Source organism: Paenibacillus sp. EKM10P, from assembly GCF_011800655.1.
Lineage (GTDB): Bacteria > Bacillota > Bacilli > Paenibacillales > Paenibacillaceae > Paenibacillus > Paenibacillus polymyxa.
In genome coordinates this window covers 137,401-153,228 of the sequence record NZ_JAALET010000007.1, presented here as the reverse complement: position 1 = coordinate 153,228, position 15,828 = coordinate 137,401, and the positions used below count along the sequence as shown (strand labels likewise).

The 15,828-nt window shown below is 48.6% G+C and carries 13 protein-coding genes; 4 read left to right on the top strand and 9 right to left on the bottom strand.

The genetic code is table 11. From position 1 onward, the window contains the following. Positions 1-46 precede the first annotated feature (46 nt). A complete protein-coding gene (gene xylA, locus HFE01_RS17450) occupies positions 47-1,363 on the bottom strand; it encodes a xylose isomerase (RefSeq protein ID WP_016820313.1) in 1,317 nt (438 codons plus the stop codon). A 135-nt stretch (positions 1,364-1,498) separates the two neighbouring features. Between xylA and HFE01_RS17445 the strand changes: the two genes are divergently transcribed. Next, entirely contained in the window at positions 1,499-2,671 is a 1,173-nt protein-coding gene (locus HFE01_RS17445; protein ID WP_167438582.1) for an ROK family transcriptional regulator, read from the top strand. Positions 2,672-2,760: 89 nt separating this feature from the next. On the opposite strand, the gene HFE01_RS17440 is transcribed toward HFE01_RS17445, so the two are convergent. Together HFE01_RS17440 and trxB are read right to left on the bottom strand one after the other, a co-directional pair. Beyond that, entirely contained in the window at positions 2,761-2,991 is a 231-nt protein-coding gene (locus HFE01_RS17440; RefSeq protein WP_013373091.1) for a glutaredoxin family protein, read from the bottom strand. A 55-nt stretch (positions 2,992-3,046) separates the two neighbouring features. Beyond that, positions 3,047-3,988: a thioredoxin-disulfide reductase gene (gene trxB / locus HFE01_RS17435; RefSeq protein WP_167438581.1), complete on the bottom strand. Its 942-nt coding sequence runs from the start codon at positions 3,986-3,988 to the stop codon at positions 3,047-3,049. A gap of 280 nt (positions 3,989-4,268) precedes the next feature. Between trxB and HFE01_RS17430 the strand changes: the two genes are divergently transcribed. After that, a complete protein-coding gene (locus HFE01_RS17430) occupies positions 4,269-5,000 on the top strand; it encodes a ZIP family metal transporter (protein ID WP_167438580.1) in 732 nt (243 codons plus the stop codon). An 81-nt stretch (positions 5,001-5,081) separates the two neighbouring features. Here the strand turns inward: HFE01_RS17430 and HFE01_RS17425 are convergent, their stop codons facing one another. Both HFE01_RS17425 and HFE01_RS17420 read right to left on the bottom strand, forming a co-directional pair. Next, positions 5,082-5,543, bottom strand: a complete 462-nt coding sequence (locus HFE01_RS17425) for a hypothetical protein (RefSeq protein ID WP_167438579.1) — start codon at positions 5,541-5,543, stop codon at positions 5,082-5,084. A gap of 10 nt (positions 5,544-5,553) precedes the next feature. After that, the gene (locus tag HFE01_RS17420) at positions 5,554-6,108 is read right to left on the bottom strand and encodes an NAD(P)H-dependent oxidoreductase (protein ID WP_167438578.1); all 555 of its coding nucleotides are present in this window, start codon (positions 6,106-6,108) and stop codon (positions 5,554-5,556) included. Positions 6,109-6,243: 135 nt separating this feature from the next. Here HFE01_RS17420 and HFE01_RS17415 point away from each other — a divergent pair, with 135 nt between their 5' ends. After that, on the top strand, positions 6,244-6,879 hold the full coding sequence (locus HFE01_RS17415; RefSeq protein WP_016820318.1) for an HlyD family secretion protein: 636 nt from the start codon (positions 6,244-6,246) through the stop codon (positions 6,877-6,879). 9 nt (positions 6,880-6,888) lie between these two features. Further along, positions 6,889-8,412: a DHA2 family efflux MFS transporter permease subunit gene (locus tag HFE01_RS17410; RefSeq protein ID WP_017425977.1), complete on the top strand. Its 1,524-nt coding sequence runs from the start codon at positions 6,889-6,891 to the stop codon at positions 8,410-8,412. 163 nt (positions 8,413-8,575) lie between these two features. Here the strand turns inward: HFE01_RS17410 and HFE01_RS17405 are convergent, their stop codons facing one another. The 4 genes from HFE01_RS17405 to HFE01_RS17390 form a co-directional block, all read right to left on the bottom strand. Further along, on the bottom strand, positions 8,576-10,558 hold the full coding sequence (locus tag HFE01_RS17405) for a heavy metal translocating P-type ATPase (protein WP_049789366.1): 1,983 nt from the start codon (positions 10,556-10,558) through the stop codon (positions 8,576-8,578). 434 nt (positions 10,559-10,992) lie between these two features. After that, a complete protein-coding gene (locus tag HFE01_RS17400; RefSeq protein WP_167438577.1) occupies positions 10,993-12,444 on the bottom strand; it encodes a PEP-utilizing protein in 1,452 nt (483 codons plus the stop codon). A 305-nt stretch (positions 12,445-12,749) separates the two neighbouring features. Then, positions 12,750-15,179 (bottom strand): heavy metal translocating P-type ATPase, encoded by a 2,430-nt coding sequence (locus HFE01_RS17395; RefSeq protein WP_167438576.1) that lies wholly within the window; start codon positions 15,177-15,179, stop codon positions 12,750-12,752. A 185-nt stretch (positions 15,180-15,364) separates the two neighbouring features. Next, positions 15,365-15,733, bottom strand: coding sequence for an ArsR/SmtB family transcription factor (locus HFE01_RS17390; protein ID WP_007432172.1), 369 nt, complete (start codon positions 15,731-15,733; stop codon positions 15,365-15,367). Between the last annotated feature and the right edge of the window lie 95 nt (positions 15,734-15,828).

The window sequence follows — 15,828 nt, the reverse complement described above, 5'->3', positions numbered from 1 at the left end:
CCTTCCCTTTATCGTGAAATCCTTATTTCATATATAAGCTCTGGCATTAATCAGCCAAAATGTATTGATTTAATGTTGCTTTCAGATATTCCTGACGACCGGATACGTTTTTGCGTGGTGTTTCGTTCGCCAGAGCATATTCAGCCAGAGAAGCAAGCGTTGCTTTTCCGGATACAATATCTGCTCCAATGCCTTCCTTAAAGCTGCTGTACCGCTTCTCAATAAAGTCCTCAAACACACGATCCTCGATCAGTTTGGCGGCAACCTTCAACCCCTTCGCATACGTATCCATACCTGCAATGTGCGCAAGGAACAAGTCTTCTGGTTCAAACGATGCTCTGCGCACCTTGGCATCAAAGTTGATACCGCCACGGCCCAGACCTTCATTTTGCAACACTTCATACATGGTTAGTGTGGCATCATACAGATCAACCGGGAATTCATCCGTATCCCAGCCCAGCAGCAAATCGCCTTGGTTGGCATCCAGGGAACCCAGCATGCCGTTAACCCGTGCTACACGTACTTCATGATCAAAAGTATGACCCGCCAAGGTTGCATGGTTAGCTTCCAGATTCAGCTTGAAATGCTGATCCAGATCATATTTTTGCAGGAAGGCAATCGTCGTCGCCGCATCAAAGTCATACTGATGCTTGGTTGGCTCCTTCGGTTTTGGCTCAATCAGGAACTGAGCGTCAAAACCGATTTCACGCGCGTAGTCCACAGCCATATGGAACATCCGTCCCAGATTGTCCTGTTCCAACTTCAAATCTGTATTCAGCAGTGTTTCGTAGCCTTCACGGCCTCCCCAGAATACATAGTTATCTGCGCCCAGACGTTTGCCCACTTCCAGTCCTTTTTTAATTTGAGCAGCTGCGTGTGCGTATACATCTGCATTGCAAGTTGTCGCAGCTCCATGCAAATAACGTGGATGGCTAAACATGTTCGCCGTGTTCCACAGCAGCTTTTTCCCCGTAGCCTTCATGTGCTCCTCAATCAGATCCACGATGGTATCCAGATTGCTGTAAAATTCCTTCAGTGACGCGCCTTCAGGTGCAATATCCACATCGTGGAAGGCGAAATAAGGTAAATTCAGCTTATCCAGCAGTTCAAAGGCAGCTTCCACACGTGCCTTCGCCAAATCTAGTCCAGTAAACTTGGACCATGGACGTTCCGCAGTCTCTACTCCAAAAGGATCAGAGCCACCTGCAACCAGCGTATGCCAATAAGCCATACTAAAACGCAGATGCTCCTCCATCGTTTTTCCCGCTACCATTTCCTGAGGATTATAAAATTTAAATGCAAAAGGATTATCGGATTGCTTGCCCTCGAATTTAATTTTAGATACTTGTTCGAAATAAGCCATTATAAGTTCCTCCTTTATAGTAAACGTTTACAAAAACGATTCTAGCATAGCCAAGAAACTTTGTCTATTGCTTAAACTAAGTTTATTTTTATGATATAATAACGGGAATTACATCAACAGGAAGTGAAAATAACCGTGAATGTTACTGGCGATCAGGCGCTTGTCAAAAAGCTGAATAAATCCATTGTATTGGAGCGAATCCGCCTTCATGCCCCTCTATCCCGGGCACAGTTATCCAGTCAAACCGGATTAAACAAGGCCACCGTTTCCAACCTGGTTGCAGAGCTTATCACCGATGGATTGGTGTATGAGACAGGATTAGGAGAATCCAGCGGTGGGCGTAAACCTTTAATGCTGCTGTTCAACAGCCGTGCAGGCTTTGTACTCGGTATCGAGGTTAGCGTACAGTACATCAAGGGTGCTCTGACCGATCTGGCAGGTACCATTGAAACAGAGCTTACCCTTTCTCTAACCCAGCATGATCCTGACTTTGTCATCGCACAAATCCGTAAGCTCATTCAGAAACTCATGCAGGTCACTCCTCCCTCCCCTCACGGTATTGTTGGCATTGGGTTGGGGGTACCGGGTATGGTGGATGAAACCGGAAATGTTTTATTCGCACCCAATCTGGGCTGGGAAGAGGTTCCGCTGCGTCAACAGCTTGAGACAGAGCTGGGTCTTCCCGTAGTGGTGGATAATGAGGCCAACGTCGGTGCACAAGGTGAATTGTACTATGGTATGGACGCCGATCATCGGCAGCTTGTGCGGGATCTGGTCTACATCAGTGCAGGCTCCGGGATCGGGGCCGGAATTATTATTGATGGCAAGCCGTATCAAGGGGCTTGGGGATACGCGGGCGAGAGTGGACATATGTCCATAGACTGGAACGGGCGCCTCTGCTCGTGCGGCAGCCGAGGCTGCTGGGAGCTGTATGCTTCGGAGAAGGCCTATGTAGCATCCACATTGAAACTGCCCGCACATAATACAGCGGGATTACTCCCGTTTGCCCAGCAAGGTGATGCGAGTACATTAAGCGTCCTTGGTGAAATCGGGCGCTATTTAGGTGTAGGTATTACCAATATTGTGAACAGCCTCAACCCCGGCATGCTTATCATTGGCGGTCCGCTTGCGGAAGCCAGACCTTGGTTGGAGCAAAGTATGCGTACAGTGATCGAAGAGCGGGCCCTGCCCTATCACCGTCGGCAATTACAGATTCGTTTCTCCACGCTTGGCAGCCGTTCGACGATGCTAGGTGCTGCCTATGCTGCAACGGCTCCTTTTCTCGGGCGTGTACGTGTATCTTTGTAAAAGACCAAAAAACAGGCCCCCGTCGCAGTATGCAACTGCGGCGAGGGCCTTGTTTAAACCATATGAAAATCACATGCTGTTAGGCTGGATTAAGCGTTCAACACTTTTTCAAACTTGGTTTTGTTCATACCGGAAATACGTTCTTCCCCAATCAGAGTCAATGGAACGGCACGAATGCCCATATCCCACACCTCTTGAGCAAAGGCTTCATTGGTTTCAATGTTGCGCTCTTCGTATTCGACGCCTTTTTCAGCCAGGTAGCTTTTTACTTGACGACAATGCGGGCAGTTTGTAGATGTGTAAACTATTGCTTTTTCCATGAATATCACCTCATCATTTATTTTGTTACATCATATTTATACACACTTGCAAGTATTACAGGGCCAGTGCACTGTGCTCCAGACTTTCAATGTATTTCTCGCTGTCCATAGCAGCCATACAACCACTACCTGCTGCGGTAATCGCTTGTCTGTAGCGTGTATCCTGTACGTCGCCACAAGCGAATACGCCAGGCACGTTTGTTTCGGAAGTACCCGGATTAACGACGATATAACCGTTCGCATCCGTTGTAATTTGTCCCGCAAGGAAGCCTGTATTCGGATGATGTCCAATCGCCACGAATACGCCGCTCACTGTAATGATTTCCTCTTTACCTGTTGCATTGTTCAGCACTTTCAAGCCAGTTACTCCGTTTTCGTCTGCAACTACTTCTACAGGAGTACGATTGAGCGCCCATTCAATTTTGCTGTTCGCACGAGCACGATCCTGCATAATTTTAGAAGCTCTCAATTCTTCACGACGATGTACCAACGTTACTTTGGAGGCAAAACGAGTCAGGAAATTAGCTTCTTCCAGTGCAGAGTCCCCACCACCGATAACAACGATTTCTTTGCCACGGAAGAAGAACCCGTCACAGGTAGCGCAAGTGCTCACGCCGCGTCCGATGTTATCCTGTTCACCGGGAATCCCCAGGTATTTGGCAGTCGCCCCTGTGGAAATAATCAGCGTATCGGTAACCAGTTCACCTAAACCTTCTACATCCAGTGTAAATGGACGAGCAGTTGTGTCTACCTTGTTCACCCAGCCTGTGCGGAATTCAGCGCCAAAACGCTCCGCTTGCTTACGCATATTATCCATCAAATCGGGTCCCATGATTCCTTCAGGAAAGCCTGGAAAATTCTCAACTTCTGTAGTCGTGGTTAATTGTCCGCCTGGCTGCGGTCCTTCGATCACCAGCGGGTTCATATTAGCACGTGCCAGGTAAATAGCGGCGGTCAAACCGGCAGGGCCGGTACCTATAATAATGGACTTGTACATATCTTGGTTCCTCCTAAAATATCATAAGTATTATATAGCGAGTTTTCGGTACCGGGCGCTGGGCTGCTGCATATACTCTAAAAGTACTGCTGGCAGAAGCTCATCCCAAAAAGTGGACACCGGGTGTTGTAAAAACGAATCACTTGTTTTATAGCTTTTTATGACTTAGACTGATTCTAAATCCTAATTTCATTATGCGGAAAGAGCTGTAAACAGTCAAATGAAGTTTTCATGAAGCGAAGCTTAAAGATAAATGAGGTATGGAGGGATTATCCCGATTATGAATGACGTTTTCGTAGGTAGCTTAATTTCTGCCTTGTCCACTGGACTCGGCGCCGTGCCTATTCTGTTTATGCGTAATATCACGCACCGGCTTCGTGATGTTCTGCTGGCTTATGCCGCAGGAATTATGACCTCTGCATCGGTGTATAACCTGATTCCAGAAGCGATACAGCATTCCAATTGGTTCGTGCTGACTGCGGGAATTTTGCTCGGTTGCCTCGTATTACTGGTGATGGAAATGTATATCCCCCATGCCGATTTGGAGGACCCGGATTCCAAAACTTTTCAATTGGAGTCCAAATCTTTTCTCATCATCGCAGCTATTACGTTGCACAACTTGCCGGAAGGGCTCTCTGTTGGGGTCAGCTACGCGAGTGAGACTCAGAATCTGGGCAATCTCATTGCCTTCTCTATCGGTCTGCAAAATGCCCCGGAAGGCTTTATTGTAGCGTTATTCCTGGTGAATCAAAACATTGGGCGTTTCAAGGCATTGTGCATTGCTACCCTAACCGGGGCTGTGGAAATCATCACCAGTCTGATCGGCTTTTACTTGAGCAGCTGGGTGAACGGACTGGTGCCGTACGGTCTTGCTTTTGCTGCCGGGGCTATGATGTTTATCGTCTACAAGGAACTGATTCCCGAAAGTCACGGGGATGGTAACCAGCGAATCGCCACATTTTCCTTTATTCTTGGCTTGATTACGATGATCGGGCTAACCGAATGGCTATAGCCGTGCAACACAAAAAGGCTGTCTTCTGCCTGTATTCCAGACAGTAAAGCAGCCTTTTTGTCATGTTCAAATGAAGGGATCTCATTTTTTTCGGTTCATGGAACGCAGTGCTTCACGATACTGCTCGTCCTCACTTTTGGAATTCTCCTTCTCTCCATTAGAGAGTCGGGAATGTCCATCCTTTTCTTCGTCCTTTCCAGCAAAACCACGCAAAGCCGCACGATAATCCTGGTCCCCGTAGGCACCTTCTGTATTCTCGCGATCTTTCTCCACCTTTATATCCGTTTGGATATCAGACAATTTGTGCTGCTCCTCTGCACGATGTTCTTCAACGCTCGAATTCTTAGGCTGGATCTCTCCCGTATGCTCCGTCAATTCATGCGCCTTGGGTTCCACCTGCACAGGATATGGACGTTTGCTTCTTTGCCGGGATTCCTCTTGGTTGGGGCGATTCTTGGCCGAGGACTTGCGCGTCATCTTCGTATTAAATACCAGCAAAAAGATAAAGGCAACCACAGCTACTACAATAAAAGCAATGGTCATCGGCGGCCTCCTATTCTCTTTCGGCGTTACGGTACCGTCCCGCCATCTCAGCGACCCGTTTGCCCAAAGAGCGACCTAACGCAAGATCATCCCCCGTTGGAAGGTTGGGCGGCCCATCGGGGTCTGTCTCCACCGGACATGTTACCCCTACGCCGTAGTAGGAGCCGTAGAGCGCATTCTCTGTGATGCTAGCGGGCAGGCCTACAATAATCATACCTTGATGAAGCATAGGAGTAATCAAATTCAACAGCGTTGATTCTAATCCACCATGAACGGTAGCGGTTGTGCAAAACACAGCCCCGATTTTGTCCACTAGCTTGCCCTGCGCCCACAGATACCCCAGCATATCAATCCAACTCTTCAGACCGCTACTGATGGTACCAAAATGACCCGGGCACCCCCATATGATCGCATCTACGCTTACAAGCTCATTCACATCGGCCTCATTCACATGTTTTAGCATCACTTCTGTGTGATCCAGGCGTGCCCCTTCTGCGATCGAGCGAGCAAGACGTTCGGTATGTCCATTTTCACTGTCATATACAATCATAATTCTGGTCGTCATTATGCGCATCATCCTTTGTCAGCAAGATCTTCCTTTTGGCATACGCTCTTAACCTTTCCCAAAACCCATCTGAATATTATGAATCGTTTGACGCATACTTTGAACATCCAAAAATACTAGGGAGGCATGCACAATATGAATTCGCGCGCCATATTAGTTAACCTGCTGGTAATCATCATTATTCTGGCAGGAGGTGGAGCCGCCGCCTATTACTACAATCAGTCCGCCAACTACATAAAAACCGATAATGCCCAAGTGAGCGGACAAGCGGTTACCGTTGCCTCTCCAAGCGCGGGCAAGCTCACAGGTTGGAATGCTGAAGTTGGTAAGACGTACACCGCTGGCAGCACGCTGGGCAGTGTTGAAGGAGGCGGAAGCCGAATTAGCGTTACGATTCCAACTGATGGTACCGTTGTGCAGCAAACGGCTGTTAACAACTCGATAGTCGGGGCGGGTACACCTTTAGCGAAAGCCTTTGATCTGAACAATCTTTGGATTACTGCCAATATAGACGAAACGGCCGTGCAGGATCTCCAGGTAGGTCAGACCGTAGACGTGTATATTGATGCTTACCCGGATACATCCCTGAGCGGTAAGCTCGAAAAGATCGGTCTGGCGACCGCCTCCACCTTTTCACTGCTGCCTACTTCCAATACCACTGCCAACTATACCAAGGTGACGCAGGTCGTGCCTGTTACCATTTCCATTCAAGGTTACAAGGGGCTGGGAATTATCCCGGGAATGAGTGCGACGATCAGAGTTCACAAGTAGGAGGCTGTCATGGATCAAAAAATGTCCGTCGGACGCATTCTGTCCGTGCTGCTGCTAGGCGCCTTCATTTCGATTTTGAATCAAACGTTGCTGAACGTGGCGATTCCGCACTTGATGAATGATTTCAATGTGTCTGCCACAACCGTTCAATGGCTATCCACCGGATATATGCTGACCAACGGGATTTTGATTCCAATCACCGCTTTTCTCATTGAGTCATTCGGGACACGTGCCCTGTTCATATCCGCGATGGGGTTATTTACTGCCGGGTCTGTCGTCTGCGCTGCCAGCACCGGCTTCGCGCCTATGCTGGTTGGACGCGTGATTCAAGCCAGCGGTGCGGGCATCATCATGCCTGTGGTGATGAACGTGTTCCTGACTGTATTTCCTCCCGAAAAACGGGGGGCTGCTATGGGAACCATGGGGATCGCCATGATGTTTGCTCCGGCGGTAGGACCCACTTTATCTGGCTGGATTGTGGAGCACTACAGTTGGCGGCTGCTATTTTTATTAGTAATTCCGCTGGCGATCATTGATATTCTGTTTGCTGTGCGCTGGCTCAAAAATGTGTCCAAGCTGACAAAACCGCATTTTGACCTGCTGGGAACCATTTTTTCCACCCTTGGTTTTGGCCTTTTGTTGTATGGCTTTAGTTCAGCTGGAGACAAGGGCTGGAGCAGCAATACAGTTATACTCTCGCTCGCTTTTGGGATCGTGTTTATTGTGTTTTTTGTCGTGCGTGAGCTGAACATGTTGGAGCCTATGCTGGAATTCCGTGTATTTAAATATGATATTTTTACGGTATCTACGCTGGTTGGGGCTACGGTCAATATGACCATGTTCGGCGGGATGCTGCTACTGCCGATCTATTTGCAAAATATACGCGCCTTTACACCGCTGCAATCCGGTCTGCTGCTGTTGCCGGGTGCACTGCTGATGGGTGTGATGTCACCGATATCAGGGGCAGTATTCGATCGTATTGGCGCGAGGCCGTTGGCGATCATCGGGCTAATCATTACGGCAGTCACGACATGGGAATTCAGTCTGCTGACCGATGCCACCACCTATGGACATATTATGATCATCTATACGATTCGCAGCTTCGGGATGTCACTGCTGATGATGTCCGTCCAGACGGAAGGGCTCAACCAGTTGCCTCCACATCTCGGCAGCCATGGTACTGCCATGTCCAATACAGTACGGCAAATCGCCGGATCTATCGGTACCGCTTGGCTCATTACTGTAATGAGCAGCCGGACTACGGTTCATATGGCAGATTATGCGAATGTAGCTACCACAGCCAATGTCTCTGTAACTGAAGGCGTATCACAACTGGGACAGACCCTCGCACAAACAGCGGGTATTTCTGCGGAAAGCGGCTCTGCACTCGCGATACAACAGGTATACGGAAGGGCTGTTACAGAATCGACGATCCATGGTATTAATGATGCCTTCATCATTGCAACCGGAATTGCACTGGCGGGATTACTGTTTTCCCTGTTCTTGCGGCGGTCTACACCGCGTCGTAGATAGTCGTACAGCAGTCGCGATTAGAAGTATGAGATAAACTTTGCCTTGCATACAAAATAGACTAACACTACTAAAGAAAGAAGGAGCATTCATCCCCCTTGGATGTATGAGGGTTGAATGCTCCTGACTGTTTGTAATCTTGTGATTTGTGAATTAGTTTATAGTCTTATGACCGCAATAAGCGCAGGCCGTTCAAAATGACAAGCAGTGTACTACCTTCATGCCCAATGACCCCAAATGGCAGGGCTATATTTTGCACAAAATTACTGATCACCAGCAGCACAATGACACTTACCGCGAAGATCATATTTTGTTTGACCACTCGCTGCGCCTTGCGCGCCAGTGATATCGTCGGAGCAATCTCCTCAATTCCGTCGTTCATTAGCACCACGTCTGCGACCTCCAGGGCTGCTCCGCTGCCATGCATCCCCATGCCTAGCCCTACGGTTGCTGCGGTCAAAGCCGGAGCATCGTTCACACCGTCGCCGACCATGACGACATGTCCGTATTGCTCCCGCAACATGCGAATATGACTGACTTTGCCCTCCGGCATTAAGCTAGCATATACGGCGTCGACTCCAGCCTGTGCTGCGATCACGGCTGCCGTTTCCGGGCGGTCTCCGGTCAACATGACGACCCGAATCCCCTGTGCTTGCAGGCGTTTCACGGACTCTCGTGCCTTCGGACGCAGCTCATCACGTAGCGCCAGCATCCCGGCAATCCGATCATTCGCGAGAATGATGGATACGGTTTTGCCCTCGGCTTCCAGTCGTGCTCGACTCTCCACCCACTCTGGCTCAGCCAGAAGACCAGGTTCATCCAGCACGTTCGTGCGACCGATTTTCCATTTTACCCCGCCTATGATGCCTTCCATTCCCCACCCGGTAAGGGCCTGCACTTGCTCGGCTGTGAGCAGCTCTCTCTGTCCCAATTCAGCTTCGGCTTTGGCTACAATCGCTCGCGCCAGCGGATGTAAGGAATAGCTCTCGATTGTTGCGACAATGTGCAATAGCTCATCAGCATCGTAATCTGGGGCGATAATCCAATCCGTGACCACAGGTGAGCCCTTCGTTAACGTGCCCGTTTTGTCAAAAGCAACAACGGAAGTTAATGCCATATTTTCCACATGCGCGCCACCTTTGAACAGGATGCCCCGCCGGGCACGATTGGAAATGGCCGATAGCATCACCGGCATAATGGATGACACGAGCGCACAAGGTGAGGCTACGACAAGGAACACCATCGCCTTGTAAAAAGCCGCTGCCCACGTCCAGCCTAATGCTAGGGGTGCACCCACAATGACGATCAGCGTGACAGCAACAACAATTCGGGCGTATACCGATTCAAATGTTTTAATAAACCGCTGCGAATCGGGAACTTCGGTACGGGCCTCTTCTACCATACGAATAATTTTTGAAAATAAAGTATCTTCCGAGGACTGGCTGACCTCTACATATAGCACGCCTTCTCCATTGATGGTGCCTGCATATACTTCGTCACCTGCTACCTTGTTTACCGGAACAGATTCCCCGGTAATGGATGCCTGATTCACCGCCGACACACCCTTGGAGATTCGACCGTCCGCCGGAATTAGTTCGCCGGGCTTAACCAGCAGCAGGTCGCCTGGTAACAGCTGCTCAATGCCAACCGTTTCTGTTCCGTCGTGAGACAAGCGCAAAGCCGTTTCCGGTTTCAACGCCATGAGCTCGGAAATGTCCTTACTACTACGCTCCGTAGTATAGCTCTCCAGCGCACCGCTGAGTGCAAAAATAAAGATCAGCATGGCTCCTTCATTCCAGTAGCCAATGGCCGCAGCTCCTAAAGACGCAGCGATCATAAGTAAATTAACATCCAGATCATGTTCTCGGATCAGGGTTTCAATCCCTTCTCTGGCTTTGGACCAGCCTCCAAGGGCATAAGACACTACATAGAGAATGATGGATAGCCATTGCCACCAATGTGAGACTCCCCATGCCATCAGCATTAGCATTCCACTGCCTAGAGCAGCCTGCATCTCCTTATTTTTCAGCATGCTTTTGAGCTGAAATTGCGGTTTGCGATTGGGACCGGGTCGTCCGCTGCCACTGTTTTTTGAAAGTGTTCGGTTAGAGGGAGACAACGTATCTTGTAATCGTTGAACTGCTTGCATCTTGTCACGTTCCTTTCCATTTTTGGTTCCTTGTACTTGCATCTCATTGAGAATGATATCCATTGTTAAGTGCCCCAAAATAGCACATGCTGCTTCGGGAAGCCCGAAGCAGCATGTTTGGCAATGAGAATGATAATCATTTTTGCATCTATACAATTATTTTGCTTTAGAGAAACTTTTGTTTTATTATATACCCTTCCTTTTCCACTTGTAAACTGCTAATAGCCTAAATAAAAAAGATACCCGCGCAAACAACGCAGGTATCCTCTATATTACAAAGCATTTTATTCAGGATTTGCAAAATTCGATTCCAGTCGCTCCAAAGTGCAATATATAGATGAACTAGACCATTTCGATCTATATATTGTTCATTGAAAGTCGCTTACTGGATTTTTGCAAAATCCTCTATCACATGAATTCAGGTTATCTTCAGGCTATAGTGGAAACTTCCACGCATGAGGGTGTGCAGTTTCTGAAGTGTGTTGACGATTGGCTTGCTGTTGCAGTCTCCAACGCGCAGCCGCAAGACGTACAGCAGGAACTGTTGAATCCGAGCAAATGACCCCCGTCAGTTCGTTCTCCCAGATCCAATTCCCATCCAGGGACTGGTGAATTTCATCTATCGCCACCCATATAGGAAGCTCGGGCTTTACACGCCGAACAGCTTCCATTATGCGTTTTATCGTATCATTAGCATTCTCATGACCGTCAACAACGGATGGAATCAGCGAACCCCCAGCTCTGTTGTCATCAGATGGAACTGGTATGACTTCTAAAATGACCGTATCGGCAAATCGTGCCAAATCTGCGGCTTGAGCCGCCTGCTTGGTCTGTCGTGCGCTCACTTCGAACATGCTATCAGCGTTGGCCGACTTCTCCGACTGTGCGGATTGCTCACTCCATGTATGGCCTGCATTAGGCACCAAACTTGCATCAACCGTCAAAAGTACACCTACCCGATATGGAACGCATCGCAGACGCCCACACAACGTTTGCTCGGCAACGCCGTCAATCCAGTCCCGGATGGTCTGGAACTGGTTGAGGTCAGTCGGATTGCGCACCATAATCTCCAGCCGTGGTTCTCCCCCCTGGCGCATGCTCCGCAACGCTGCACGCAGTAATGCCTCCAGCTGCATATCCTGCAGACTTCCGATGCCCACTGCATTGTTTTGCTCAGTCAAAGCTATAGTCAGCGGCAATCCGTCCAGCAACTCAAACAAGCCCTCGTACTCTGTTTCCAGCAGGCCAATGATTCGTCGGGACAGGTGCTCACACAATCCAGGCAAACCAGATGCTTTATTAAATGATGTGTACGTATCGGATGCACGGGAACCTGGGACAAGGATGGGATCGGGCTCCCCGTCAGGGGCATGAATCTTTTGTCCAGACTCTGCCGCTTCCAAATAGGCATAGCATAATTCCCTCACGCGGCCGGATGCCAGTGACAATGGACCATGCAGCAGACTATAACCGTCAAGACTACCTATTCCTGATGATGCTTCCTCTGTACTTTTATGACTCATACTTGCAGGAGCATCCGCATAAAGCCGTATGGAGGTGTCGCTGTATTCATCGCTCCATTTTAGTAGTGTGTCCATGGCTTGCTCTGTATCATTGCCGTTATTCAGCATCGGCTCTCCAAGTAATTCCGGGTTTGCAGCCAGCAATGCTTCCGTTCGACTGATTGCACCCTGCTCGGCTAAACTAACCAGCCAGCCCAATGGATCTTCCTCCTGTGCAGCAGATACTTGATGGCTTCCTGCTCTTAGCGTCTCCATAGCCAATCTCCGTGTAGTAGACTCCATACCTGGCTCTGGAACGTTGCAATCCCGGCTGTTTATGCCACCCAACAGCTCTGCGAATACCTGCATCAGTTTAGCCTCCATGCTAGTAATCCATCCTTTCTTTCGTCAGCAAGTTGGCACACACGAATTCGAGTACCCCTCCAAATAAAGAAAACGCTTACTAATTACTGACCAACCGAATGTTACATGGGTCTTACTTATAAAGTCCCTACCTTAAACTTATTAGACCCTCCCCACATTTATACATCTCTGCACAACTACGATATATGAGAAAAATAGGTCTCTATACTGCTGAAAGCACATGTCTACACAAAAAAGGCTGCTATAAAAACACCCCCTGTTTTCATAGGATGTCTACATCCAATGTTAACGGGGGTGTTCCCTTTTTATTCGTCAGAACCAACCTTCAGCACACGCATCACATTTAATACGGCTAGCAGTGTTACACCTACGTCGGAGAATACAGCCTCCCACATAGTAGCAATACCAAACGCGCCCAATGTGAGAAATACTGCTTTGACACCTAGCGCAAATATAATGTTTTGCCATACGATACGGCGTGTGCGTTGGGCAATATGAATCGCCGTCACCAGCCTTGAAGGCTCGTCGTTCATGATTACGATATCTGCTGCTTCAATCGCAGCGTCCGAACCCAAACCGCCCATCGCTACACCAACATCTGCCAAGGCAAGTACAGGTGTATCATTAATTCCATCGCCTACAAACAAGATTTTATCGCTCGGTTTTTTACTTGCAGACAACTGCTCAATGGCTTCGGCTTTATGCTGAGGCAACAGTTCTGCCCGTACTTCATCCAGACCTAACTGACGTCCTACAGCCTCGGCAACTGTCCGATTGTCACCTGTTAGCATGATGGTTTTGACCACCCCCAGCTTTTTCAGCGAAGCAATCGTTTTGGCCGCATCCTCCTTAACCTCATCCGATATCAGAATGCAGCCAGCATACGTTCCGTCTACAGCCACATGTACGACCGTTCCTTCATCCATTGGCCCTGCTTGCTGCGTCACATTAAAAGCAATACGCTCCCGCTCCATCAGCTTAGCGTTTCCGGCCAATACCTTGTGCCCATCGATCTGGGCCTGAATCCCGTGGCCGGATATTTCGCTATATTGCTGCACTCGCTCCGTTTGAAGTTCATTGCCATAAGCTTCACGCAAGGAAGCTGCGATAGGATGCGTGGAGTGCATCTCGGCCAATGCAGCAGTCTCCAGCAGACTTTCCTTCGTAAAAGCTTCGGCAGGATAAATCCCGGTCACGTGGAACACACCTTTGGTGAGCGTACCTGTTTTATCAAAAACAGCGTATTTTACATGATTCAGGGCTTCAAGATAATTACCGCCCTTGATCAGCACACCTGAACGGGAGGCTGCCCCGATTCCGCCAAAGAAGCCCAGTGGAATGGACACCACCAGCGCACACGGACAAGAAATAACGAGGAAGACAAGCGCACGATATAACCAATCTGCAAACTGTGCACCCGGCACAACAAGCGGAGGAACAACTGCCAACAACAACGCTACAATAACTACTACAGGAGTATAATATCTGGAAAATTTCGTGATAAACTTTTCAGTCGGCGCTTTTTTGGCACTCGCATTTTGCACCAGTTCCAAAATTTTGGAGACCGCAGATTCACTAAATTCCTTGCTGACCTCTACCGTCAGAAGTCCATTCGTGTTCACAAATCCACTCATCACACTGCTTCCCGGCTCAACGGTACGAGGCACAGATTCACCGGTCAACGCCGAGGTATCGACATGCGACTTGCCTTCTACAACCTTACCATCCAGCGGAATCTTCTCACCCGGCTTGATTACGATCAAATCTCCAACGCGAATCTCTTCTGGAGACACCCTCCGTACGGACTCAGCGGTCTTCAGGTTGGCATAGTCTGGCCTAATATCCATCAGATCACTGATGGACTTGCGTGAACGGTTAACTGCAATGCCTTGGAATAGCTCTCCGATTTGATAAAAGAACATGACAGCTACGCCTTCGGGGTATTCCCCAATAGCAAATGCACCCACCGTAGCCAGCGTCATCAGGAAATACTCGTCAAAGGCCATTCCACGCACCAAGCTACGTGCAGCCTGCAAGACAACATCACCGCCAACGATGATATATGCCACTAAAAATAGAGCCAGCTTGCCCACACCTTCAACAGGTAACCACCAGGCAACAGCTGCAATAACCGCTCCTATGGACAGACGCGCAATCATACGGCGCATACCGTCCGTACCATGATCATGCGTATGCCCGGCATGGCTATCATCATTATGCGAGTGCGAATGTGAGTGAGCATGGGTAGCTTCACCATGATCGTGCACTGCATGGTGATTGTGATGTACGTGTGTATGATTACCGTGGTCGTGCCCATCGTGCGCGCCATGCGCTTCATGGCTGTGGCCACCATGACTGTGAGCACCATGCTGTCCATCATTGTGATTATGTCCTTTACCATCATGCTCATGACCACATGCGCAATCCTCTGTGCAGCTTGCCTGTGCGGCACCAACGCTGCTTCGGCTGTCTTCGCGCAGGCGTCCACCGGCACTTTTGGCAACCATCCGAACATGAGGCTCAAGTCTATGAACCTTCCGTTCCGTTTGGCGAAAAACCTCTTCTTTTTGATCCGAAGTTGTGGTCATCGTCAACGTTTTTGTTACAAAATTGACCGAGCAATCCAAGACCCCTTCTATTTTACTGACTCCATTTTCAATTTTGAGAGCACAGTTGGCGCAATCCAAACCTTCCAAAATCCATTCATGCCGTTCATTTCTTTTTAGAGCATCCATAATAATTGGCCTCCAATTATCTATATATGAGCAACTGTTCATATATTATTTGTTAAGGTCATTATATTCAGGTTTAGGGGTAAAAGTCAATGATCATAGCCCTTATTAACAAAAAAATCGACTTCAATGGACAAGCAACAGCAGGGCGCCAATTGCTTGGCGCCCTGCTGTTGGTTTGTCAAAAATCATTGATGTGATATGTGCTGATGGGTTTGCAAAAAAATCTGCTCCACATGATTATCATCCAGTGAATAAAACACTGTCTTGCCTTCCTTGCGTCGTTTGACAATACGCAGGTTGCGCAAATAACGAAGCTGGTGGGATACCGCAGATTGGCCCATGTTCAACACCTGTGTTAAATCATGAACACACAGTTCCTTTTGGGCCAGGGCATAAATCAGCTTAATCCGTGTCGGGTCACCCAGCGCCTTAAACAGCTCCGACATTTTGTATGCGATGGAATCCTCAACAAGGGAAGATTTTATGCGCTCAATTTCCTGATCTGAACCGTGACAAGCCGGCTCGCAATCCAAAGCTTCCGTTTCAGAATTCATCCTTTTCACCCCGTGTATTTCGACTTGATGCTTCTATTATAGCAAATTCGTAGAATTTACGAATAGCTTATATTACAGCTTGCCCTGTAACGGAA

What these genes read in the sequence shown, in the direction of transcription:
- xylA (WP_016820313.1), bottom strand. Translation starts at nt 1,363, where the DNA reads ATGGCTTATTTCGAACAAGTATCTAAAATTAAATTCGAGGGCAAGCAA.
- HFE01_RS17430 (WP_167438580.1), top strand. Translation starts at nt 4,269, where the DNA reads ATGAATGACGTTTTCGTAGGTAGCTTAATTTCTGCCTTGTCCACTGGA.
- trxB (WP_167438581.1), bottom strand. Translation starts at nt 3,988, where the DNA reads ATGTACAAGTCCATTATTATAGGTACCGGCCCTGCCGGTTTGACCGCC.
- HFE01_RS17415 (WP_016820318.1), top strand. Translation starts at nt 6,244, where the DNA reads ATGAATTCGCGCGCCATATTAGTTAACCTGCTGGTAATCATCATTATT.
- HFE01_RS17425 (WP_167438579.1), bottom strand. Translation starts at nt 5,543, where the DNA reads ATGACCATTGCTTTTATTGTAGTAGCTGTGGTTGCCTTTATCTTTTTG.
- HFE01_RS17420 (WP_167438578.1), bottom strand. Translation starts at nt 6,108, where the DNA reads ATGACGACCAGAATTATGATTGTATATGACAGTGAAAATGGACATACC.
- HFE01_RS17395 (WP_167438576.1), bottom strand. Translation starts at nt 15,179, where the DNA reads ATGGATGCTCTAAAAAGAAATGAACGGCATGAATGGATTTTGGAAGGT.
- HFE01_RS17440 (WP_013373091.1), bottom strand. Translation starts at nt 2,991, where the DNA reads ATGGAAAAAGCAATAGTTTACACATCTACAAACTGCCCGCATTGTCGT.
- HFE01_RS17400 (WP_167438577.1), bottom strand. Translation starts at nt 12,444, where the DNA reads ATGGAGGCTAAACTGATGCAGGTATTCGCAGAGCTGTTGGGTGGCATA.
- HFE01_RS17390 (WP_007432172.1), bottom strand. Translation starts at nt 15,733, where the DNA reads ATGAATTCTGAAACGGAAGCTTTGGATTGCGAGCCGGCTTGTCACGGT.
- HFE01_RS17405 (WP_049789366.1), bottom strand. Translation starts at nt 10,558, where the DNA reads ATGCAAGCAGTTCAACGATTACAAGATACGTTGTCTCCCTCTAACCGA.
- HFE01_RS17410 (WP_017425977.1), top strand. Translation starts at nt 6,889, where the DNA reads ATGGATCAAAAAATGTCCGTCGGACGCATTCTGTCCGTGCTGCTGCTA.